The sequence below is a fragment of the Mediterraneibacter flintii genome (genome assembly GCF_055387595.1).
Window position 1 is genome coordinate 2,693,560 of the sequence record NZ_AP031405.1, and the last position, 23,163, is coordinate 2,716,722.

A 23,163-nucleotide genomic window follows, 5' to 3' on the forward strand; every position below is an offset into this window, starting at 1 on the left:
CCGCCGCAATACCGCAAAGCGGTAAAATTTCCTTATTGCGGCGTGCGCATCCTGCCCGGAGGGCTTTTTGTATAATAGGAAATTTATCGAAATTTCCTATTATATAAAAATAAACAGGGGGATTGGATTATCCCCCTATTTTAATACATAACCCCATTTCTTCCCCTATGGACCGGTACCTTATCAGTTCATCCGGTCTTAAGCTTTCTCTGCAGTCAAAGGGATATTCTTTTCCAAGTTGCTTATATTTTGTTATCCCTAGCGTATGATACGGCAGAAGATCTGCCTTTTTCACATGGTTGTCTACTAAAAACTGGAAGATTTCCAGCATCTCTTTTTCTGTATGGTTCAAATTTGGAATCACTGGTATACGTGCCGTCACTCTGTCTGGCCCACATTTTGCAACATATGTAAAATTGTTCAGAACCACAGACAGTTCTCCCCCTGTGTATCGTTTCATCTTGTCTGCATCTAATGTTTTTATGTCAAATAAAAACAACTCTATCGCTTGTACCGCTTTTTTTATATATGCTTCCGGTACATACCCGCAGGTTTCTACCGCCGTATGGATTCCAGCTCTTCTCAGCCTGTCTGTTAGTACGGCAATTTCTTCGATATGGAGCAGTGCCTCCCCTCCTGAAAAGGTCACTCCTCCGCCTGTTTTTTCATAATAAATACTGTCCCTGACTACAATGTCATATATCTCATCCGGCGTCATTTGCTTTCCACTTATACTCAATGCCTCATTTGGACAAGCTTCCGCACATTTCCAGCATACAATACACTTTTCCCGACACACACGTGCTTTCCCTTCGCGTATTGTAATTGCATGCTGCGGGCAATTCTTTACACAGCTTCCGCATCCCACACACTTTTGTTCTAAAAACATCAAATGTTTTCCTTCCGTCTGTGCTTCTGGGTTTGCGCACCACTGGCACCGCAGTGGACAACTTTGAAGGAAAACCGTCGTTCTGATACCTGGCCCGTCGTGGATCGCAAAGCGTTCGATATTCGACACAGGAAGCGTTCTCCTATTCATCACACGCCCGCCTCTCCGTAAAGTGAACGACTCAACAGTTCTTCCTGAACACTTCGATCCAGATGGATAAATACCGCTGAATATCCGGCGACACGCACGATTAAATCAGGATATTTTTCTGGGTGTATCATTGCATCTTCCAAGGCTCCCTTGTCCACTACTGTTACCATCAGATGGCACCCGCCTTTTTCAAAGTATGCCTTAAACATTGCTTCAATCAGAGCCTTATTTTTATTAAACATGCTCTTCTCAAATTTAATATTCTGTACAGAACCTGCATGGTATTTTGCATCAAATGTAGTCAGTGAATTCAACATCGCTGTCGGCCCGTTTTTGTCTGCTCCACCCTGCGGATTGTTTGCAGGATTCATATATACTCCCGACAGTCTTCCATCCGGAGATGCAGACGTCCTGATTCCCCATTCTGTGTTTAAAGAATTGTTGCTGATTACGATCAAAAAATACTGCATCCCTATTTCAATTCCGCGGTTACGTATGCCTTTAGATACGTACTCATACAGACTATTTGCCATACCGTCTGCCGTTTCCAGATCGTTTCCATACTTATCGCAGTTAAGGCAAGCTTTTCTTATGTCCTCGTACCCACAGTAGTCAGCCAACACAGCTTCTTCTATTTCTCTTAAGGTATAGTGTTTTGTGTCAAATACAAGGTGTTTGATTGCCCACAATGAATCCGAAGCATTTATATTTCCATATGTTTCACAGGTTCCTCCCAGGTATCTGACTCCTCCGTCTAATAAAGCCTTTCCCCTTTCAATGCAGTCGTCCATAAGTATACTTGTGAACAAAAAGCTGACCTGTTCATTCATCACGCCATAGGAACGATATTGCGCCTGCACAGACAAATCCATATAATAGTCCAGAACTTCTTTATAGCCGTCATAAAATTCCTCAAAGCTTTGTATCTCTTCCAGTTTCTTTGGAGCTACTTCCCCTAATTTGTATTTGCCGTCCACAGGGTCAATTCCTTCGTTCATATAGATGTTTAAAAGCTTCAACAAATTAATGCAGATATTCGGTGTTCCCGTACTTTGTCCCCATAGTACAAATTCTGTACACCCAAACGGAACATACCTCTTTGCAGTTTCTTCACTTACACGCATTCCATAGGCCACCGCCGGAACATTCACCTCATCATTGTAAAGAGTAGGATACGTTGCGCCTGCGCCGAGAGCATCCAATGCTTCTTTCCATATTTCTTCTGTGGTATCCTGCGTAAGACGCAGTGTAAACTGTGGCTCTACATACCGGCAGTCCTTGCACACCTTCATCGCTATATGTAAAAAACGCTCCGCTTCTTTCGGGTGTTTTCTTCCTTTTCCTCCGACAATTACACGCCCGTTTACTGTTGTACGTCGATTCTCAATCATCGTCCAAAGGGATTTTATATACGCATATGCCTCCTGCTCTGTCATGCGTCCGCTATCCAGATCCGCTGCGAGGTAAGGCCCCAAAAAATCGTCCAGTCGTCCGTAATTAATCACTCCTGCGAGCAGCGCATACAGCCAGAATAATTGTAAAGCCTCATGGAAAGTAGAGGGTTTGTCTTCCCGTATTTTCTCTAAGCCCTCTTTTATCCGCCAAAGCTCCTGTTTCCTCTTACTGTCAGTTTCTTTTAACTCTTCTATCTGCTTCTGCGCCTGCTCCCTTAAAGCATCTGCACTGACCGTCACAAGCTCCAGACATTCCAGACTGGCTTTATAAAATTCATTGTCTGGTGCACCTGTCAGTTTTTCTGAAATAATTCTCTTTAATCCGCCCACACCATTTTCTAACAATTTGGGGTAATCCAGCATCATTCCAGACAGTCGCGCCGTTGCAATCAACGGATATTCTACATCAATAAAACGTCCAATGGTCGTCTCCGTCAAAACCTCCCTACAATACTGTGTCTTTAAATCATGCTCAAGCCAATATTGATATAGATTTTCCACCCTGTCATAGTACGTTTCCCCCTGCTTCTTTATCTCCTCTTGAAATTTTCGCAGTTTATTGAATACACAGTAATGTCCCACCCCGCCGATTGAGGTTACAGTTCCAAATCCAATCGGCAGAAAATCCAATCTTCCTGCAAACAAATCCTGCTTCTCAATGGTTCGGAACATCTGCGGAAAGATAACCTTTAAACATTCCACTTCTCTTCTCTCTTTCGAAGCCCCGCTGAACTTTTTATGCACAGCGGTATATTCCTCCATTATTTCCAACTGTCTGACTAAACTTTTTTCACATGGAATTTTCTCGCTTACTTCCACATTCTGGCTTCCTTCTACATCAAATTTCACCATTTCTACGCCACCACCTTCTATTTCTGATTTCTATTCATACCATACTTCTCCAGCATTGCTGCTCCAATAAGCCCCGCGTCATTTCCACACTCCGCAATTTTAATATCCGGAACACCGATTTCGCTTCCTGCATATGTATTCACAAGCAGTCTTTCCTGCAGCGGCCTGCGCAAAATTTCTCCTGCATTTGCCACGCCGCCTCCTAATATAATAATTTCCGGCCGGAAAATGACTACAAAACTAGATATTGCACAGGACAAATAATCTATATATTGTTCAATCACCTGTCTCGCAGTATCGTCGCCTTGTTTCATTGCGTCAAACACCGTTTTTGCCTCCAGTTTGGAAATGTCGCCGTCACACAATCCAACCATCAAAGATTCTGGCTCTCTCTCCAACGCCTCCTTTGCCTGCCTGATCAAGGCAGTAGCAGAGCAATATGCCTCTGCACATCCATGTTGTCCACATGTACACGCGGCACCATTGTAGACAAGCTTTGTGTGTCCTAACTCTGCCCCCATCATATCGGCGCCCGCATATATTTTTTTATTCAAGATAATGCCTCCCCCAAGTCCTGTACCCAGAGTCAGCATCAAGACATTTTCATATCCTTTTGCTCCGCCTGCCAGGGTTTCTCCCAGAGCTGCACAATTCGCATCATTTTCAATATAAATGGGAAGTGGAATATGTCGTTCTAAGTAAGAATAAATGGGTGCGTTTTTCCACCCAAAACAATTTGCATGGACTAATAGGTTCGTTCTAGGATTTACATAGCTTGGCATGCCAATTCCCCAGGAAGTAAAATCAGATATATCCAACCCCGCTTTCTTTACCACCTCTAACGAAACGTTTGCCATATCTGCTGTGATCTCTTCTATACTTCTTCCTGCACCCGCAGGAACACTTGTTTTTTCGATCACTCTGTAGTTTTCGTCTATAATTCCCGCTGCAAAATTTGTTCCCCCAACGTCTAAGCCAAGATAATACTTCATATTTTTTCCTCCTGTCGTACAGTAATTACTGTCTTCTTATGTAAAACAATATTCTCCAATATAGATTTTTTCAATACTGTGTAATGCGGAAAAATTTATTCATATTGCTTTTTTTGTCTGATATAGATATACTATTTTCAAGGAGTACTATTCATAAAAATAAGTGAAATGTTTGGGGGAATTCTATGATTTGGAAAGAAATTGGAGTAAAAGAAGGTTCTTATATGTGCTTTTTTAACCCTTCTGATACTTTTAAGAAATACTATTATTATATGGTAAGCTGTGGATACTACCAGTGTGACGGACAATATAACATTAAAAATGAGGGAACACGGCCGCCTCTTTTCTTTTTTATTATAAATGGTTCTCTCGAACTAATTTATAATGGAAAACATTATACTGCTCACGCTAACGACATTGTTCTGATCAACTGCTATAAGCCTCAGCAGTATTACTGTACTGATAATTGTGAATTTTTGTTTTTTCATTTTGATGGAAAATATGCCACGAATCTGGCAGATCATTTAATCGAGCAGAATGGAAGACCTGTTTTTACTCTAAAAAATGCCGGTGATATCTATCATAATATCAATGAACCGATTATGAAGCTATGCTATCAGGAACAAGCATCCGATGCGTTTCTCTCCTCTGTCGTATATAGTACTTTATGTCTTATACAATCCTCAAATGATACACTCCCCGCCTCCATATCTCCTTATTCAGATATGGCCGCAAAAACGATTGAATATATTAAAAATCATATAGAACAGCATTTTACTCTACAGCAGTTGGCAGACTATGCACATTTAAGTCCTTACTATTTTTCACATATATTTAAAAAAGAAACTGGGTATTCACCGTTGGAATTTGTCTCGATTACAAAAATTGACTATGCTAAGCTCATTTTAAGAACGACTTCTGTCTCTGTATCTGAGATTGCAGAATTTCTAGGCTACAGTTCTTCTGCCAGCTTTATCAACGCTTTTAAAGCACGGCGCGGTATCTCGCCCAAAAAGTATCGAGATCAGATAACTTTTCATAAGAAAGCCTAGGAAGCCATTGAAATTCATTTATATACTCTAAAAGAACAAAATAGGCAAGCCCTTCAAGAGTGAGGGGCTTGTACACTTTGCGCGCCGCCGCAATACCGAAAAGCGGTAAAATAAAAACAGCCGTCATACAATGACTGTGTGCATAAGAAAGAACTGAAGAAGAGGAGTGTTGCTATATCTCAGCAACACTCCTCTTCTTCCTCTCATTCCACTATACCTTCAAAACTACATATAAAAGAAATCATCATCCAACCTATCACCTGCTTGGTTATGCCCTCGACCTATTAGTAACAGTCAGCTCCACATGTTACCATGCTTCCACCTCTGCCCTATCTACCTCGTCGTCTTCAAGGGGTCTTACTAGCTTTTGCTATGGGATATCTCTTCTTGAGGGGGGCTTCACGCTTAGATGCCTTCAGCGTTTATCCCTTCCCGGCTTGGCTACTCTGCTATGCCCTTGGCAGAACAACAGATTCACCAGCGGCCAGTCCATCCCGGTCCTCTCGTACTAAGGACAGCTCCTCTCAAATATCCTACGCCCACGCCGGATAGGGACCGAACTGTCTCACGACGTTCTGAACCCAGCTCGCGTACCGCTTTAATGGGCGAACAGCCCAACCCTTGGGACCTACTTCAGCCCCAGGATGCGATGAGCCGACATCGAGGTGCCAAACCACTCCGTCGATGTGAACTCTTGGGAGTGATAAGCCTGTTATCCCCAGGGTAGCTTTTATCCGTTGAGCGATGGCAATCCCACTTTATACCACCGGATCACTAAGTCCTACTTTCGTACCTGCTCCACCCGTCGGTGTCGCAGTCAAGCTCCCTTCTGCCTTTACACTCTCCGAATGGTTTCCGACCATTCTGAGGGAACCTTTGAGCGCCTCCGATACCCTTTCGGAGGCGACCGCCCCAGTCAAACTCCCCACCTGACATTGTCCCCCAGCCGGTTCACGGCTGCTGGTTAGAAACCCAATACTGCAAGGGTGGTATCCCAACAGCGACTCCATGGTAACTGGCGTTACCATTTCCTTGTCTCCCACCTATCCTGTACATGCAATACCGAATCCCAGTATCAAGCTGGAGTAAAGCTCCATGGGGTCTTTCCGTCCTGGCGCAGGTAACCAGCATCTTCACTGGTATTTCAATTTCACCGGGTGCATTGTTGAGACAGTGCCCAAATCATTACGCCTTTCGTGCGGGTCGGAACTTACCCGACAAGGAATTTCGCTACCTTAGGACCGTTATAGTTACGGCCGCCGTTTACTGGGGCTTAAGTTCAAAGCTTCGTGTTGCCACTAACCTCTCCCCTTAACCTTCCAGCACCGGGCAGGCGTCAGCCCATATACCTCACCTTTCGGTTTTGCATAGACCTGTGTTTTTGCTAAACAGTTGCTTGGGCCAATTCTCTGCGGCCAGTCTTACCTGGCACTCCTTCTCCCGAAGTTACGGAGTCATTTTGCCGAGTTCCTTAACAATGCTTCTCCCGTCGGCCTTAGGATTCTCTCCTCATCCACCTGTGTCGGTTTACGGTACGGGTATCTTACAAACAATAGCGGCTTTTCTTGGCAGCTAGCTCACACGCTTCGCTACTCTTAGTTCGCTCCACTTCACGTCTTCGGATTGTGCACCGGATTTGCCTTATGCACTCCTACCTCGCTTGTACCGGGCTTTCCATTCCCGGCTCGTGCTCTCTCTCTGCGTCCCCACAGTTCTGTTATAAGATAGTACAGGAATTTCAACCTGTTGTCCATCGGCTACGTCTTTCGACCTCACCTTAGGCCCCGACTTACCCAGAGCAGATCAGCTTTACTCTGGAAACCTTAGATATTCGGCCGGAAGGATTCTCACCTTCCTCTCGCTACTCATTCCGGCATTCTCTCTTCTTAACAATCCACTGCTCCTTCCGGTACAGCTTCTTCTCGTTAAGAATGCTCCTCTACCAATATACATTCATATATTCCTAAGCTTCGGTAGTGTGTTTTAGCCCCGGACATTTTCGGCGCAGGACCTCTCGACTAGTGAGCTATTACGCACTCTTTTAATGTATGGCTGCTTCTAAGCCAACATCCTAGTTGTCTTTGAAATCCCACATCCTTTTCCACTTAACACACATTTTGGGACCTTAGCTGCAGGTCTGGGCTCTTTCCCTTTCGACCACCCAACTTATCTCGGATAGTCTGACTCCCATGCACCATCTACACGGCATTCGGAGTTTGATATCCCTTGGTAAGCTTTGACGCCCCCTTAGGAATTCAGTGCTCTACCTCCGTAAGACTTGCATGAGGCTAGCCCTAAAGCTATTTCGAGGAGAACCAGCTATCTCCGGGTTCGATTGGAATTTCTCCCCTATCCACACCTCATCCCCACCCTTTTCAACGGATGTGGGTTCGGTCCTCCATTGCCTTTTACGGCAACTTCAACCTGGACATGGATAGATCACCCGGTTTCGGGTCTGCTCCGTCTGACTTAACCGCCCTTTTCAGACTTGGTTTCCCTTCGGCTCCACACCTTTTAGTGCTTAACCTCGCCAGACGACGCAACTCGCCGGACCGTTCTACAAAAAGTACGCGGTTGCGCATTTAAAGCGCTTCCACAGCTTGTAAACATATGGTTTCAGGTTCTCTTTCACTCCCCTCCCGGGGTCCTTTTCACCTTTCCTTCACAGTACTATGCGCTATCGGTCACTAAGGAGTATTTAGCCTTACGGGGTGGTCCCCGCATATTCAGTCAAGGTTTCTCGTGTCTCGACCTACTCTGGATTCCGCCTTGTCATCTTAAGTTTCGCTTACGGGGCTTTCACCCTCTCTGGCTGGCTTTCCCAAAACCATTCTGCTACTCTTGATGAATCAATTATGCGGTCCGAACCCCAGGATGCACGCACCCTGGTTTGGGCTCTTCCGATTTCGCTCGCCGCTACTTTCGGAATCACTGTTGTTTTCTCTTCCTCCGGCTACTTAGATGTTTCAGTTCACCGGGTTCCCTTCCTTACCCTATGGATTCACGTAAGGATACTTGAGGTTTTCTCAAGTGGGTTCCCCCATTCGGATATCTCCGGATCGATGGGTATTTGCCCCTCCCCGAAGCTTTTCGCAGCTTATCACGTCCTTCATCGGCTCTTAGTGCCTAGGCATCCACCATACGCTCTTATTAGCATAACCAACTGACTCCCATTCACGGGAATGAATGGTCATCCACACGTGTATAGCGTTACACGCGTTGGTTCTAGGTCAATTTAGTTTTCCGTCTGTTTTCTTCAGACTCTGGTAATGTTCTCTTACATTTACCTCGGATGTCTTTTCGATATTTCTATCTCTTTCTTCTTTTATATGCAGTTTTCAAGGTACATTTAGATGTGTGACAAACCCTTAGGTTTTAAACCTTCACATCTTATCAGCTGACTGATTTTTTATCAGTCATTAGAAACCAGAACCTTTTCTGCTCTCTAATCACTGGTAAAAAACCTTCGTGACAGTTTCTTTATCTATTTAAACAGCACTTCCCTGCTGATTGGGTTGGCTTTGATAAGTTGTTGCTTATCCTTGCCTGTATCTATGCTTAAAGACTTCACGTGTTCTTTTCACGTATGCGTCCGGTTATTTCTTCAGAATCCCTATTTCCTTTGGTTTCTGAAGTTTCCTTTGCTTTGTCTTTTTTCTTTTTTAAATTTGGCGGCCACCTACTCTCCCACACCGTCTCCAGTGCAGTACCATCGGCCGTCTGCGGCTTAACCATCGTGTTCGGGATGGGTACGGGTGTTTCCCACAAACGCATCGCCACCAAAAAATCTTAAGTTCTTGGTGAGGTCTTTTCGAGCTTAGAACTAGGCTTGTTCTCCGCGCTTCCCTCTCCTTGAACCCTCAACAATAGACAACTGCTCCTTCATCGCTTTGCTATGCTCTGCGATGTGCCTTCTCACTAACCTCGCCTTCCGGCTCGCTAAGTGTTCTGTGCATACTTCTTCTTCCTTAGAAAGGAGGTGATCCAGCCGCACCTTCCGATACGGCTACCTTGTTACGACTTCACCCCAGTTATCCGTCCCGCCTTCGGCAGCTCCCTCCTTTCGGTTGGGTCACTGACTTCGGGCGTTACTGACTCCCATGGTGTGACGGGCGGTGTGTACAAGACCCGGGAACGTATTCACCGCGACATTCTGATTCGCGATTACTAGCGATTCCAGCTTCATGTAGTCGAGTTGCAGACTACAATCCGAACTGAGACGTTATTTTTGGGATTTGCTCCACTTCACAGTCTCGCCTCCCTTTGTTTACGCCATTGTAGCACGTGTGTAGCCCTGCCCATAAGGGGCATGATGATTTGACGTCATCCCCACCTTCCTCCAGGTTATCCCTGGCAGTCTCTCTAGAGTCCCCAGCTTTACCTGCTGGCTACTAAAGATAAGGGTTGCGCTCGTTGCGGGACTTAACCCAACATCTCACGACACGAGCTGACGACAACCATGCACCACCTGTCTCGAATGTCCCGAAGGAAAAACGACATTACTCGCTCGTCATTCGGATGTCAAGGGCAGGTAAGGTTCTTCGCGTTGCTTCGAATTAAACCACATGCTCCACCGCTTGTGCGGGTCCCCGTCAATTCCTTTGAGTTTCATTCTTGCGAACGTACTCCCCAGGTGGACTACTTATTGCGTTGGCTGCGGCACCGAATGGCTTTGCCACCCGACACCTAGTAGTCATCGTTTACGGCGTGGACTACCAGGGTATCTAATCCTGTTTGCTCCCCACGCTTTCGAGCCTCAACGTCAGTCACTGTCCAGTAAGCCGCCTTCGCCACTGGTGTTCCTCCTAATATCTACGCATTTCACCGCTACACTAGGAATTCCACTTACCTCTCCAGCACTCTAGATTAACAGTTTCCAAAGCAGTCCCGGGGTTGAGCCCCGGGCTTTCACTCCAGACTTGCTTATCCGTCTACGCTCCCTTTACACCCAGTAAATCCGGATAACGCTTGCACCATACGTATTACCGCGGCTGCTGGCACGTATTTAGCCGGTGCTTCTTAGTCAGGTACCGTCATTTTCTTCCCTGCTGATAGAGCTTTACATACCGAAATACTTCTTCGCTCACGCGGCGTCGCTGCATCAGGGTTTCCCCCATTGTGCAATATTCCCCACTGCTGCCTCCCGTAGGAGTTTGGGCCGTGTCTCAGTCCCAATGTGGCCGGTCACCCTCTCAGGTCGGCTACTGATCGTTGCCTTGGTGAGCCCTTACCTCACCAACTAGCTAATCAGACGCGGGTCCATCTCATACCACCTCAGTTTTTCACACTTGACCATGCGGTCCTGTGCGCTTATGCGGTATTAGCAGTCATTTCTAACTGTTATCCCCCTGTATGAGGCAGGTTACCCACGCGTTACTCACCCGTCCGCCGCTAAGTCACTTCGCTCTTCCTCCCGAAAGATTCATAGCAATGTGCTTCGCTCGACTTGCATGTGTTAGGCACGCCGCCAGCGTTCATCCTGAGCCAGGATCAAACTCTCGCATGTAGAACTTAGGCTTTGTCTTTAAAAGCCTTATGTTCGTTTGCGCTCCCCATGCTCTTAGCGAGGTCCCTCACGAGCTTAGTGCTGTGGGAGCCTCCTCTTTCTCATGGAAAACATTTGTCCAGTTCAGAATTAACCTCTAGCTAATTCTTATCCTTTTACTGTTCTTGGTTCGTCTGTATTCCATACAGACCGTTCGAAAATTTCTCTCTTAGAATTTTCAAGGATTGTTGTCTATTGTTCAGTTCTCAAGGTGCTTCTCGTTCTCGCTCTCTAGCGACAACTTCTTTATATTACCAAAGCCGTTATCACTTGTCAAGAACTTTTTTCTTCCTTTTTCGCTGCCTTCTTCTTTTCTCTCGACAGCTTCCTTAGACTATCATATCATTCCTTGTCTGTCAAGCCTATTTTTACCTTTTTTTCCACTTTTTTACTTTTTAATCTTCATCTCTATTTTATCTCCCTATTTTTTCTACTTATTTGCATTTGTGCACACTGACATACTAGCCTGAAAAGTAATTGACACAGGTAGGAAAAGTAAGCTTATCTCTGTCCTGCATAAAGCTAATAATTGATTTTTTCTGATAGAACCGCTATAATATTCATAATTTATTTAAACTAATTTTATAATGTTGAAAATAAAAAAGGGGTATGAAAATCCGGAGGAAAATTATAACATGCACTTTTTCCAATCGTTATGATATTCATCCCATCTATAAAATGAATGTGAGGAAACTATATGCATTTTATCCATAATGAAAATCAAATAGTACTTTATTCTGACAATGAAGAATTACTTGCAGAAATTACTTTTCCCTATATAGACAAGGACACCGTCAATATCAACCATACATTTGTAGATGCTTCTCTACGCGGACAAGGAATTGCCGGAAAACTCATGTTAGAAGTTGTCGCGGAACTTGAGCTTCGTCAATTGAAGGCTGTCCCTACTTGTTCTTATGCAGAAGGTTGGTTTGAAAAGCACACAGAATACCGTTATCTTCTTAAATGAAAACTTTCTATAATGAAATAAAAAATTGCTCTGTACAAATAAGGTTTATATTTGCACAGAGCAATTTTTTATCTCTTCATCTTGTATTTATCAATTCAAATATTAATTATTTTAATTTTTATATCAAAAATATTAATTTTAATATTGATTTTCTTAATATATTGTATTATATTTATTTTAACAGGAAGGAAGTGAGAAGATGCAAAAAATTATCAGTCGTTGTCCGGTATGTAATGAAGAAATGCATGTAACCCAGTTAAAGTGTTCCCATTGTGAAACGGTCATAGAAAACAATTTTCAATTAAGTAAATTTGATTATTTGACAACAGAGGAACTTCATTTTACTGAAACTTTTCTAAAATGCAGAGGTAACATAAAAGAAGTTGAGAAAGAATTAGAAATTTCATATCCTACTGTGCGTACAAAGCTGAATTCTATAATAAAGAAGCTTGGATTTGAAGATACCGTCGCACAGGACGAAGAACTACAACATCGTGAAACTGTTCTAAAAGCTTTAGAACGAGGTGAACTTACTGTCGAGGAGGCAATACGCAAATTAAAGTAACTTTATTCCTAATATTATCATTTATAAAACAGAAAGGAGATATAATTATGGATGAAAAGCTAAGAATTCTAAAAATGGTGGAGGATAAAACAATTACAGCAAAAGAGGCCGCAAGCTTGATGGATGCACTAGGCATAGAGGAAACGGAACAAGCGTATGTTTCTTCTCCTTCGTATGATAAAAAAATGTTCCGTATCATTGTAGACAGTGTCAATGGAGATAAGGTAAACATTCAATTTCCAGTAAATGCTGTAAGGCGTCTATTAAAAGTGACAGGAAAACTTCCTATTCCAGAGAAAGAGTTAGAAGGGTTTGACCTAAATGAAATGCTATCCGCCGTATCTGAATGTCTAGATGCAGAGATAAATGGCGACTTTGTCAATGTGACTGGTGCAGACGGAACTGTCGTAAGAATCTATGTGGAATAACAATTGTCTTTATATCTTTATTAAAAAATGAACAGGGGTACACTCAATGAAAATACATATAAAAACACCGGATGGACACAACATTAAAATGCCTGTTCCCGTTGGTTGCGCCGCTTTTTTCATACAGAGGCTTCCAGACAGCCTTTTCAAAAATGTGCAAAATAAAGTTTGCTATCCTTTTAATACTTTACTCACAAAAGAAACCATATCACTTATGCTCTCTCAATGCACAGATATTATAAAAGAAAACAAAGGTCTGGAAGTCATTCATGTAGAAGCGAAAGATGGTACTTATGTTTCAGTCCAATTCTAATTTTTATAAAGTTCCTCTCCTGCCCAGAGCGCTTTTTCCTGCAATCCTATCCTCTTCTACGGCAGGCAATTCCTCGTGTAGCTTTGACATATTTTCTCGTCTATTATAGGTTTCTATATCTATGGCCATCAGCCCCGTACCGTTCTTAGTTAAAAAACTAGCTTCTGCGGTCTTTCTGCACATATCGGCAATCTCATTGTCATCTGTATGATTGCTTAATATTCTATTCATATTATATTTTCATACAAGCAAGTCCACCAAATTGGAACAAAGTGGGCAAGCCCACTTCAACTCCCCTGCCCCTCACTCTTGAGGGAATTAGGGGTTTCTTTTTGTTACGTTTTCCTTCATAATAGTTTTATGAATATCTTACAAACTATCTTTGCAGACTATTATGAAGAAATGATTTATATTTTACATCCCCGTATCTCTGTTATTGAGAATGTTGAAAAGATGATTCACTGCGGTGACCCTTCTTTCGGCGGCGCAATGTACCACTGTCCCCACTGCGCAGAATGGAAGTTCGTTCCCTTTCGCTGCCACAGCCGCTTTTGCCCTACCTGCGGCAACATGTATTCCATCCACCGTACCACTTCTATGTCTTTTAAGCTCCTTGCCTGCACTCACCGCCATTGTGTCTTCACTATCCCTGAACAGCTTCGCCCTTTCTTCCTCCACAACCGTTCTCTTCTTAACTGCCTTTTTTCCGCAGTCCAAAGTGTTATCTTCCGCTTATTTTCTAAGGTGAATACATCCAAAAATTTTACTCCCGGTTTTATTTGCGTCCTTCATACTTTCGGTCGTGACCTGAAATGGAATCCACATATTCATTGTCTTGTTACCCAAGGCGGGCTTAGCCACGATAATTTTTGGCGCAAACTCTCTCATTTCAACTTCTCTTTTCTGCGCAGCGCCTTTTGTACCGCACTCCTCAATTCACTTCATCAGCAGCTTGGTCCCTCTTTTAAAAAAATGAAAGCTTTTTGCTATCAACACTGCAGGAACGGCTTTTATGTTTATGCCAAACCCAATCTTTGCAACCCCTATGCTGTCTCCAAATATATCGGTCGCTATCTCGGTCGCCCTCCCATTGCCACTTCCCGCATTGATGCTTACAATGGCGATTCCGTCACCTTTCATTACAACCGCCATGAGGATGAAAAACTTGTTGTTGAAACACTCCCTGCCTTGGACTTTATCTCCCGCCTGATTCAGCACATCCCAGAAAAGCACTTTAAAATGATTCGCTACTATGGTCTTTATGCAAGGCACCGCGAATCAGACAAACTCCTTTTCCGGGCTATTTCCCAAAAAGCCCGTCCTTTTCTCCTTAGCTTCAACAAATGGCGCTGCTCCATCATAGCCTCTTTCGGCTATGACCCTTTAAAGTGTCCTAAATGTGGCAAAACCATGCTCCTCCTTGAAATTTACTACAACCATCATCCTGTTTCTCTGCAAGAATTATACGAAAAAGCAATGCGAAAGTACCTGCCCCGTTCTCCTGCTAAAAGTAAATTTCTTTTATCTCCTTTTCATTCGTGATACAATCAGAATATCAAGTATGAAACGGAGGCAGCATTCCCATGAAACCCATAAGTGAGCATGAACTTGCAGAGAAACTCAGGAAGCAATACATCGAATCTCCTCCGGAAGGTATGACCCCTTATGATATTAAATACATGAGCGACAGTGACCTTCTGGATATGGATTATTTTCTACATGAATTTGATGACGATGACGATTTTGAAGAAGAAGATTTTTATCTTTTCTAATATCGTCTATTTCCCATGCCCATTTTTTTAGTGGACTATTTTTTCTCTTTTTCTAAAAGGGAGAACTTTCCTAATATTGAACAAAGTGGGCAAGCCCACTTTGCGCGCCGCCGCAATACCGCAAAGCGGTAAAATTTCCTTATTGCGGCGTGCGCATCCCGCCCGGAGGGCTTTTTGTATAATAGGAAATTTATCGAAATTTCCTATTATACAAAAATAAGGGGAAATCGGTTAATGCCGATTTCGACCGATTATAAAAAGAAATAGAGGTATCCCGCAGGAATGCGTGCCTTACGGCACTGGCATATTTTGCGGGGTATCTCTATTTCTAAGATTCATAAGTATTTTTGAACGCACAAAATAAAGGGTGTCTATCGAATTGTCGCGCTTTTCATTATGCTGCGTTTTCTTCCTTTTTCCCTTCAAATTTCTTGAGCTTATTGCATTGGAATCGATGGTATTTATTCATATTTCTACCAATCGCATAGAGCATAAACTCTTTATACACTTTTTCTGCTGAACGATGATGGAATCGTCGAAAGCCATCATTTTCCTTGATGTCTCCAAAGTGTCCTTCCGTTTGAATCGAACGTATCTGACGATTTAGAATCCCTTTCTCACTCTGGATATTTGCATGAGAGTGTTCTTTTAATTCTTCCCAACGTTCATTTATCTTCATAACCTTATTTTTATCGGCATCTTTTTCCGGGTTATATTTGTAAAGGCATTTTGCTTTGTATTCGCAGTCACTACAATCGGCACATCCGTACACTTCAAGAGTCTGTGTATAGCCGCCCATGTCTTTTTCTTCTGTGCGGATATGTCTTAATTCTCTTCCGTCATGACAGATATAGTAATGCTCATCTTCAAATATCTGCATTGTCATGTTATGGTATTTTCCTATGTTTTCCTTATAGGCACGGGTCTTTCTTTGTTCATGCTCCTGCAGCTTGATATAGCTTTCGATGTTGTGTTCTTTTAGAAACAGTAAGTTTTTCTCGCTGCAATAGCCACTATCTGCAGTGACTTCCTTTACTGTTTCACCAAATGCATAGATATGTTTTTGGACAACGGGAATCAGGGGATTGTAATCGGTTCTGTCATTACTTACATAACCATGAATGATAAAGTAATTCTCCACAGCAATCTGAACATTGTAGGCTGGTTTTAACTGGCCATTCATCATGTGATCCTCTTTCATTCGCATGAAAGTTGCTTCTAAATCTGTTTTCGAATAGCTGTTACGGTCGTTCCCCATAATCTCAAAACTCTCTTTATATGCCATAAGTTTTTTACCACAGGTTTCTAATTCTTCGTAAAGCTGCTGAATCCTGGACTTTTTCCTGCCTTTTCCATAAACGAACGCAATCCCTTCTCCCTCTGCGATCGCCGATAAGTTCTTTTGCAATTTTAACAAGTCCAGTGGGGAACAGTTGTCTATTTCAAGAATACGATTGTTTGACAGTTTTTTATGTTTTGTAAGTTTTCGCCTGCGATTCTTTTCGATTACTTCACGCACTTTGTCCATGCCTTCGATAATGAACATCTGCGCATTTCCTAATTTGTATTTTCTGCCATATCCGCTTTCTTCTAATAGTACATTGTACTTTGTGTAAAGAGAGTCAATACTCTCCAGCAGTCCTGCCAGATGATAGTTGAGCGTTCCTCGCCACACAAAAGTGTAACGGTTTGCATTTGCTTCTATCTTTGTTCCGTCGATAAAGAGAGATTCTAACGTAATCAGGCCTTCCTTTTTTAAACGTCGTAGTAATTGATAATTCAGGTCATCCAGGATTTCAGCTGTCAGCTTTTTATTTATGAAATCATAAAAGGCATCCCGTTTTGGCTGTTCGTCCTGCGTCAGCCAGATGAATGCCAGGTCTCTTTGACATAGTTCAACGATGCGGTCAATCTCACGAATCCCCCGCATGTTTGCATATGTGAGAACTCCATATTTCATGATTGGGTTAAACCCGCGTTTCCCCTTATCTGAATACTGCGCTAATAAAGCAGTAAAATCCATTTCCTCCATTACTTTTTTTAGGGTAAAGACCGGATCGTCGTCAGGTAAACTCAATTCATAAAATTTAAAGTTCATTTTCTGTTGCCCTAATTCAAAAAATTCGTTATAATAATCTTGTTTTTGCATAGTTACATTATAACATGTAACGGAGAGAAGATGGTTATCGTTAGCCATCTTTTTCTCTTTTATAGGGATAATTTTAGGGAAGGCAGTGACTCGGACAAGTCACTGCCTTCCCTATTCATCGCTATCTATTAACCGATAGCCCCTTATAATTATTCAGATATAAACATCAACGTCCAAATCTTCGCCTATTTTCGTGCAATAGCTGCCTGTGCTGCTGCCAGTCGCGCGATCGGCACTCTAAACGGTGAGCAAGATACATAATCCAGTCCAATACTGTCACAGAATTCTACCGAACTCGGATCTCCACCATGCTCGCCGCAGATACCTACATGCAGGTTCGGATTAACCGGTTTTCCTAACTCGATCGCCATCTTCATCAGTTTGCCAACACCAACCTGGTCAAGCTTAGCAAATGGATCGTTTTCAAAAATCTTCGCATCATAGTATGCTTCTAAGAACTTACCGGCATCATCACGAGAGAATCCGTATGTCATCTGTGTAAGGTCATTTGTACCGAAGCAGAAGAAATCGGCTTCTTTCGCAATTTCATCCGCTGTAAGTGCAGCTCTTGGAATCTCAATCATTGTACCCACTTCATATTTCAGATCGCTTCCTGCTGCCGCAATTTCAGCGTCTGCTGTCTCAACTACGAATTTCTTCACATATTTTAACTCTTTGATGTCTCCAACAAGTGGAATCATAATTTCTGGTTTTACATTCCAGTCCGGATGTGCCTTCTGTACATTGATTGCAGCGCGGATAACCGCTTTTGTCTGCATCTTTGCAATTTCAGGATATGTTACTGCAAGACGGCATCCACGATGTCCCATCATTGGGTTAAATTCATGCAGGCTGTCAATGATTGCTTTAATCTGCTCTACAGTCTTGCCCTGTGCATCTGCCAGCTTCTTAATATCTTCTTCCTCTGTCGGAACAAACTCATGCAACGGCGGATCCAGGAAACGGATAGTAACCGGATTGCCCTCCAATGCTTCGTACAGCTTCTCAAAATCTCCCTGCTGTTCTGGAAGGATCTTGTCCAGTGCCGCTTCTCTTTCTTCCTCTGTCTCGGAGCAAATCATTTCACGGAACGCATCGATTCTATCTCCCTCAAAGAACATATGCTCTGTACGGCAAAGGCCAATTCCCTCTGCGCCCAGCTCACGTGCTTTCTTAGCATCTGCCGGAGTATCTGCATTGGTGCGGACTTTCATTGTTCTATATTTGTCAGCCCATCCCATAATTCTTCCGAATTCACCTGCAATCGTTGCATCTACTGTCGGAATGATTCCGTCATAAATATTTCCGGTAGAACCATCCAGAGAAATTGCATCTCCTTCATGGTACTCTTTTCCGGCAAGTGTAAACTTCTTATTTGCTTCATCCATTACAATATCGCCGCACCCTGATACACAGCATGTACCCATTCCACGTGCAACAACTGCCGCATGAGAAGTCATACCACCACGTACAGTCAAGATACCCTGTGCAGATTTCATTCCTGTAATATCTTCCGGTGATGTCTCCAGACGTACCAAAACAACTTTTTCTCCTCTTGCAGCCCATTCTACTGCATCATCTGCCGTAAATACAATTTTACCGCAAGCAGCTCCTGGGGAAGCACCAAGTGCTTTTGCCATCGGTGTCGCTGCTTTTAGAGCTGCAGCGTCAAACTGTGGGTGAAGCAGAGAATCCAAATTTCTCGGATCGATCATTGCAACTGCTTCTTCCTCTGTTCTCATACCTTCATCCACGAGGTCGCACGCAATTTTCAGAGCTGCCTTTGCAGTTCTCTTACCGTTACGTGTCTGAAGCATATACAGTTTACCATGCTCTACAGTAAACTCCATATCCTGCATGTCTCTATAATGTGTCTCCAGAGTCTTGCACACTTCTTTAAACTGTGCAAATGCTTCTGGGAATTTTTCTTCCATCTCAGAAATATGCATCGGAGTGCGGACACCTGCAACAACGTCCTCTCCCTGTGCATTTGTCAAGAACTCTCCAAAGAGTCCGTTCTCTCCTGTAGCAGGGTCTCTTGTAAATGCAACACCTGTACCACAGTCATCTCCCATGTTACCGAACGCCATCATCTGTACATTGACAGCAGTTCCCCATGAATACGGAATATCATTATCACGGCGGTATACATTGGCTCTTGGGTTATCCCATGAACGGAATACAGCCTTTACAGCTCCCATTAACTGCTCTTTCGCATCAGACGGGAAATCTGCACCGATTTTTTCTTTATATTCAGCCTTGAACTGTCCTGCCAGTGTTTTCAGATCTTCTGCTGTCAGCTCAACATCCTGTGTAACGCCCTTCTTCTCTTTCATCTCGTCGATGAGCTCTTCGAAGTATTTTTTTCCTACTTCCATAACAACATCTGAATACATCTGAATGAATCTTCTGTAGCAATCCCATGCCCAGCGTGCGTTTCCTGATGCTTCTGCCAGAGTCTCTACAACTTCTTCATTCAATCCCAGATTCAGGATAGTATCCATCATACCTGGCATAGAAGCTCTTGCACCGGAGCGAACAGAAACAAGCAGAGGATTTGTCTTATCTCCAAATTTCTTTCCTGTAATTCCTTCCAGCTTTTCGATGGCTTCCATAATCTGTGCCATGATTTCATCATTGATTTTTCTGCCATCCTCATAATACTGTGTACAAGCCTCTGTAGTTACTGTGAATCCCTGCGGTACCGGGAGTCCTAAATTTGTCATTTCTGCGAGGTTTGCGCCTTTTCCGCCAAGAAGGTTTCTCATTGTAGCGTCACCTTCTGTGAACATATAAACCCATTTTGCCATGTTCGAATGACCTCCTAAATAAAATTTTACAAATAATTTTGCATTAAGTCGCATATAATATTCTAATTGTTTTACCCTTTGTCGTCAAGCGTTTTATTGGTAAATATACACAATCTTTATTCCTTTTTTCATTTCTCTTTTCCCAAAAAACAAAGCCCTCGGCAGTGCAGCTTTTTGCACATGCCGAGGGTTGATTTTGCATAAATATTCGTTTCTTTCTCTAGTCCAGTTTTAAAAATGCCCTATAGCCTTTTACTGCCTCATAAATATCTGCTTTGCTCGTCACCTCATAAGGCGCATGCATATTCAGTACCGCCACGCCGCTGTCTATGACTTCCATCCCGTAGTTCGCCATAATATACGCAATGGTTCCACCGCCGCCTATATCCACTCTCCCTAACTCGGAAAACTGATACGCAACTCCTGCCTCGTCCATGACACGCCTAAGCTCTCCCAAATATTCTGCATTTGCATCGTTTGAGCCTGATTTCCCCCTACTTCCGGTAAATTTATTAAAAGTCAGTCCATTTGCGAAAAATGCAGAACTCCTCTTTTCAAACGCCTCTGCAAACATCGGATCATATGCCGCACTGACATCCGAAGAGAGCATTTTCGATCTGGCAAGTGCACGGCGGACTTTCAGCTCTGATTCTCCTTCTGTCAGTGCAACCAGTTCCGCTACTGTATTTTCAAAAAATTTGGAATGCATCCCTGTAGCTCCTACACTCCCTATCTCCTCCTTGTCTACAAGCAGACAGCATCCTGTGCGCTTAGCCTGCTCTACATCCAGCATGGCAAACAAGGACGTAAACGCACACACTCTGTCATCCTGTCCGTAGGACAACACCATACTTCTGTCTATTCCGCAGTCCCTTGCCTTCCCTGCAGGAACAATTTCCAGCTCTGCAGAATAGAAGTCTTCCTCTTCCATCTCATATTTTTCTTTCAGTATCTCCATCACATGCTTTTTCACAGCGTCTTTTTCTGCCTTATCAAGCCCTTCCGCCTGTTCAATCGGCCGATTTCCAATTAAAAGATCTAGTTTTTCTCCCTCAATTACTTTGGAAGCCTTCTTTTCCATCTGCTCCTGTGCCAGATGGATCAGCAGATCTGTAATTACAAATACCGGATCTGACTCTTCTTCTCCCACCGTCACTTTCACAGTACTTCCATCCTTTTTCACAATGACTCCATGCAGGGAAAGCGGCTGTGCTACCCACTGGTATTTTTTAATTCCTCCGTAATAATGAGTATCCAGATAGGCAAGCCCTTCATTTTCATAGAGTGGATTCTGCTTTACATCAATGCGGGGGGAATCGATATGCGCCCCTAAAATATTCATCCCTTCCGAAATTGGTTTTTCCCCTATGCGGAAAAGTGCAATCATTTTTGACATGCATACTGCATATACCTTGTCCCCAGCTTTTAGAGACGTTCCTTTTGCCAGTATCGCTTCAATGTTTCTGTACCCTGCGCGCTCTGCCATATCTACGGCCAAAGCAACACATTCTCTCTCTGTTTTCCCCTGATTTAAGCATACTTTATAGCGTTCATTGATTTCATTTAACTCCTGAATCTGATTTTCATTATAAGTTGCCCATACATTTTTTGCTTCCATCTCTTCTGTCATCCTTTCTTTGTATCATCTTCCCCTTAAAGCGATATTTCTATGCAGCCGCTTTCCAATTGCGTGCAGTGTGCATCCCCAGAGGTTTTTATTGTATAGGGAACGAGACTTCCTATGCAATGAAAAAGAGGGGAGATACCCTCTTTTTTCAGAATATCCCCCATTTACCACTCGAATTTTTTCTCGAAGTATGCTTTTAAATCTTCTATTTTCACTCTCTCCTGTTCCATTGTATCACGGTCACGTACAGTAACCGCGCCGTCCTGTTCGGACTCAAAATCATATGTCACACAGAACGGAGTTCCAATTTCATCCTGACGGCGGTACCGTTTACCAATATTTCCCCTGTCGTCAAATTCACAGTTGTATGTCTTTGACAACAGCTCATACACTTTTAAAGCGCCCTCGTTGAGTTTTTTAGAAAGTGGCAGAACCCCTACCTTCACCGGCGCTAAGGCTGGGTGAAAATGAAGAACCGTACGTACATCCCCGCCTTCTAATTCTTCCTCGTCATAAGCGCTGCAAAGGAACGCAAGAACCATGCGGTCTGCTCCTAACGATGGTTCAATCACATAAGGAACATATTTTTCCTTCTTCTCATCATCAAAATACGTCAGATCCTGTTTGGACACTTCCATATGGCGGGATAGATCATAATCCGTACGATCCGCAATCCCCCATAATTCTCCCCATCCAAATGGGAATAAGAATTCTACATCTGTAGTCGCTTTACTATAGAAGGACAATTCTTCCTTCTCATGATCGCGGTAACGGACCTCCTCCTCTTTTAGTCCAAGTGTACTTAACCAGTTTAAGCAAAAGCTCTTCCAGTAATTGAACCATTCCAGATCTGTATCCGGCTCGCAGAAAAATTCCAGTTCCATCTGCTCAAATTCCCTTGTACGGAATGTAAAGTTTCCCGGCGTTATCTCGTTGCGGAAAGATTTTCCTATCTGTGCAATTCCAAAAGGAATTTTCTTTCTGGAGGTACGCTGTACATTCTTAAAGTTCACAAAAATTCCCTGTGCCGTCTCCGGACGGAGGTATACAATATTCTTTGCATCCTCTGTAACCCCCTGGAATGTCTTAAACATCAGGTTAAATTCACGTATATCTGTAAAATTGTGCTTTCCACAGGAAGGACACTTGATACCATGCTCTTCAATATATGCTGTCATCTGCTCTTTCGACCATGCATCTACACTTCCTTCAAGTTCTATACTGTTTTCCGCCGCGTAATCCTCAATCAGTTTATCTGCACGAAACCTTTCTTTGCACTCCTTACAGTCCATAAGCGGATCGCTAAAGCCTCCCAAATGTCCCGAAGCCACCCAGGTCTGCGGATTCATTAAAATTGCACAGTCCACTCCTACATTGTATGGACTCTCCTGCACAAATTTTTTCCACCAGGCTTTCTTTACATTATTTTTCAGTTCTACACCAAGATTGCCGTAATCCCATGTATTGGCAAGTCCTCCGTAAATCTCGGAGCCTGGATATACAAACCCTCTCGATTTTGCCAGAGCTACAATCTTATCCATTGTCTTTTCCACCATTATACTATTCCTCACATTCTCTTATTCATCTACACACAG

15 protein-coding genes and 3 rRNA genes are annotated in these 23,163 nt (G+C 43.2%); 7 read left to right on the forward strand and 11 right to left on the reverse strand.

Annotation, left to right across the window (positions count from 1 at the left end):
- Positions 1–127: 127 nt before the first annotated feature.
- The 3 genes from ACZ5C4_RS12755 to ACZ5C4_RS12765 are packed head-to-tail and all read right to left on the reverse strand — an operon-like array spanning position 128 to position 4,337.
- The gene (locus tag ACZ5C4_RS12755) at positions 128–1,039 is read right to left on the reverse strand and encodes a glycyl-radical enzyme activating protein (protein WP_464521334.1); all 912 of its coding nucleotides are present in this window, start codon (positions 1,037–1,039) and stop codon (positions 128–130) included.
- On the reverse strand, positions 1,039–3,345 hold the full coding sequence (locus ACZ5C4_RS12760; protein WP_464521335.1) for a pyruvate formate lyase family protein: 2,307 nt from the start codon (positions 3,343–3,345) through the stop codon (positions 1,039–1,041). Before ACZ5C4_RS12760 ends, ACZ5C4_RS12755 begins: the two co-directional genes overlap by 1 nt.
- A 17-nt stretch (positions 3,346–3,362) precedes the next feature.
- A complete protein-coding gene (locus ACZ5C4_RS12765) occupies positions 3,363–4,337 on the reverse strand; it encodes an ROK family protein (protein WP_464521336.1) in 975 nt (324 codons plus the stop codon).
- 185 nt (positions 4,338–4,522) lie between these two features.
- On the opposite strand from ACZ5C4_RS12765, the gene ACZ5C4_RS12770 reads away from it, so the two are divergent.
- A complete protein-coding gene (locus ACZ5C4_RS12770; RefSeq protein ID WP_464521337.1) occupies positions 4,523–5,389 on the forward strand; it encodes a helix-turn-helix transcriptional regulator in 867 nt (288 codons plus the stop codon).
- Between the two features lie 264 nt (positions 5,390–5,653).
- On the opposite strand, the gene ACZ5C4_RS12775 is transcribed toward ACZ5C4_RS12770, so the two are convergent.
- The 3 genes from ACZ5C4_RS12775 to ACZ5C4_RS12785 all read right to left on the reverse strand — a co-directional run bounded on the left by ACZ5C4_RS12775 (position 5,654) and on the right by ACZ5C4_RS12785 (position 10,895).
- A 23S ribosomal RNA gene (locus ACZ5C4_RS12775) occupies positions 5,654–8,550 on the reverse strand.
- A 505-nt stretch (positions 8,551–9,055) separates the two neighbouring features.
- Positions 9,056–9,173 (reverse strand): 5S ribosomal RNA (gene rrf, locus ACZ5C4_RS12780).
- 188 nt (positions 9,174–9,361) lie between these two features.
- Positions 9,362–10,895 (reverse strand): 16S ribosomal RNA (locus ACZ5C4_RS12785).
- The 16S, 23S and 5S rRNA genes sit together here, the layout of an rRNA operon.
- A gap of 736 nt (positions 10,896–11,631) precedes the next feature.
- Here ACZ5C4_RS12785 and ACZ5C4_RS12790 point away from each other — a divergent pair.
- The 4 genes from ACZ5C4_RS12790 to ACZ5C4_RS12805 all read left to right on the forward strand — a co-directional run bounded on the left by ACZ5C4_RS12790 (position 11,632) and on the right by ACZ5C4_RS12805 (position 13,210).
- A complete protein-coding gene (locus ACZ5C4_RS12790) occupies positions 11,632–11,904 on the forward strand; it encodes a GNAT family N-acetyltransferase (RefSeq protein ID WP_464521338.1) in 273 nt (90 codons plus the stop codon).
- 199 nt (positions 11,905–12,103) lie between these two features.
- Positions 12,104–12,469 (forward strand): DUF2089 domain-containing protein, encoded by a 366-nt coding sequence (locus ACZ5C4_RS12795; RefSeq protein WP_186876799.1) that lies wholly within the window; start codon positions 12,104–12,106, stop codon positions 12,467–12,469.
- 47 nt (positions 12,470–12,516) lie between these two features.
- Positions 12,517–12,897 (forward strand): SHOCT-like domain-containing protein, encoded by a 381-nt coding sequence (locus ACZ5C4_RS12800; RefSeq protein ID WP_464521339.1) that lies wholly within the window; start codon positions 12,517–12,519, stop codon positions 12,895–12,897.
- Between the two features lie 46 nt (positions 12,898–12,943).
- Positions 12,944–13,210 (forward strand): hypothetical protein, encoded by a 267-nt coding sequence (locus tag ACZ5C4_RS12805; protein ID WP_464521340.1) that lies wholly within the window; start codon positions 12,944–12,946, stop codon positions 13,208–13,210.
- Positions 13,211–13,213: 3 nt separating this feature from the next.
- Here the strand turns inward: ACZ5C4_RS12805 and ACZ5C4_RS12810 are convergent, their stop codons facing one another.
- The gene (locus ACZ5C4_RS12810; protein WP_464521341.1) at positions 13,214–13,441 is read right to left on the reverse strand and encodes a hypothetical protein; all 228 of its coding nucleotides are present in this window, start codon (positions 13,439–13,441) and stop codon (positions 13,214–13,216) included.
- 129 nt (positions 13,442–13,570) lie between these two features.
- Here ACZ5C4_RS12810 and ACZ5C4_RS12815 point away from each other — a divergent pair, with 129 nt between their 5' ends.
- Together ACZ5C4_RS12815 and ACZ5C4_RS12820 are read left to right on the forward strand one after the other, a co-directional pair.
- On the forward strand, positions 13,571–14,752 hold the full coding sequence (locus tag ACZ5C4_RS12815) for an IS91 family transposase (protein WP_464521342.1): 1,182 nt from the start codon (positions 13,571–13,573) through the stop codon (positions 14,750–14,752).
- 41 nt (positions 14,753–14,793) lie between these two features.
- Positions 14,794–14,982: a hypothetical protein gene (locus tag ACZ5C4_RS12820; protein WP_186877231.1), complete on the forward strand. Its 189-nt coding sequence runs from the start codon at positions 14,794–14,796 to the stop codon at positions 14,980–14,982.
- Positions 14,983–15,376: 394 nt separating this feature from the next.
- Here the strand turns inward: ACZ5C4_RS12820 and ACZ5C4_RS12825 are convergent, their stop codons facing one another.
- The 4 genes from ACZ5C4_RS12825 to ACZ5C4_RS12840 all read right to left on the reverse strand — a co-directional run bounded on the left by ACZ5C4_RS12825 (position 15,377) and on the right by ACZ5C4_RS12840 (position 23,121).
- Positions 15,377–17,131, reverse strand: a complete 1,755-nt coding sequence (locus ACZ5C4_RS12825) for an IS1182 family transposase (RefSeq protein WP_464522314.1) — start codon at positions 17,129–17,131, stop codon at positions 15,377–15,379.
- A gap of 185 nt (positions 17,132–17,316) precedes the next feature.
- Positions 17,317–19,941: a pyruvate, phosphate dikinase gene (gene ppdK / locus ACZ5C4_RS12830; RefSeq protein ID WP_186876802.1), complete on the reverse strand. Its 2,625-nt coding sequence runs from the start codon at positions 19,939–19,941 to the stop codon at positions 17,317–17,319.
- A gap of 220 nt (positions 19,942–20,161) precedes the next feature.
- Positions 20,162–21,559: an aminopeptidase gene (locus tag ACZ5C4_RS12835; RefSeq protein ID WP_464521343.1), complete on the reverse strand. Its 1,398-nt coding sequence runs from the start codon at positions 21,557–21,559 to the stop codon at positions 20,162–20,164.
- A 173-nt stretch (positions 21,560–21,732) separates the two neighbouring features.
- Positions 21,733–23,121 (reverse strand): glycine--tRNA ligase, encoded by a 1,389-nt coding sequence (locus ACZ5C4_RS12840; RefSeq protein ID WP_464522349.1) that lies wholly within the window; start codon positions 23,119–23,121, stop codon positions 21,733–21,735.
- Between the last annotated feature and the right edge of the window lie 42 nt (positions 23,122–23,163).

Coding starts and splice junctions, on each gene's coding strand:
- ACZ5C4_RS12825 (WP_464522314.1), bottom strand. CDS start 17,131: ATGCAAAAACAAGATTATTATAACGAATTTTTTGAATTAGGGCAACAG.
- ACZ5C4_RS12770 (WP_464521337.1), top strand. CDS start 4,523: ATGATTTGGAAAGAAATTGGAGTAAAAGAAGGTTCTTATATGTGCTTT.
- ACZ5C4_RS12755 (WP_464521334.1), bottom strand. CDS start 1,039: ATGAATAGGAGAACGCTTCCTGTGTCGAATATCGAACGCTTTGCGATC.
- ACZ5C4_RS12795 (WP_186876799.1), top strand. CDS start 12,104: ATGCAAAAAATTATCAGTCGTTGTCCGGTATGTAATGAAGAAATGCAT.
- ACZ5C4_RS12805 (WP_464521340.1), top strand. CDS start 12,944: ATGAAAATACATATAAAAACACCGGATGGACACAACATTAAAATGCCT.
- ppdK (WP_186876802.1), bottom strand. CDS start 19,941: ATGGCAAAATGGGTTTATATGTTCACAGAAGGTGACGCTACAATGAGA.
- ACZ5C4_RS12760 (WP_464521335.1), bottom strand. CDS start 3,345: ATGGTGAAATTTGATGTAGAAGGAAGCCAGAATGTGGAAGTAAGCGAG.
- ACZ5C4_RS12815 (WP_464521342.1), top strand. CDS start 13,571: ATGAATATCTTACAAACTATCTTTGCAGACTATTATGAAGAAATGATT.
- ACZ5C4_RS12810 (WP_464521341.1), bottom strand. CDS start 13,441: ATGAATAGAATATTAAGCAATCATACAGATGACAATGAGATTGCCGAT.
- ACZ5C4_RS12800 (WP_464521339.1), top strand. CDS start 12,517: ATGGATGAAAAGCTAAGAATTCTAAAAATGGTGGAGGATAAAACAATT.
- ACZ5C4_RS12835 (WP_464521343.1), bottom strand. CDS start 21,559: ATGGAAGCAAAAAATGTATGGGCAACTTATAATGAAAATCAGATTCAG.
- ACZ5C4_RS12765 (WP_464521336.1), bottom strand. CDS start 4,337: ATGAAGTATTATCTTGGCTTAGACGTTGGGGGAACAAATTTTGCAGCG.
- ACZ5C4_RS12820 (WP_186877231.1), top strand. CDS start 14,794: ATGAAACCCATAAGTGAGCATGAACTTGCAGAGAAACTCAGGAAGCAA.
- ACZ5C4_RS12790 (WP_464521338.1), top strand. CDS start 11,632: ATGCATTTTATCCATAATGAAAATCAAATAGTACTTTATTCTGACAAT.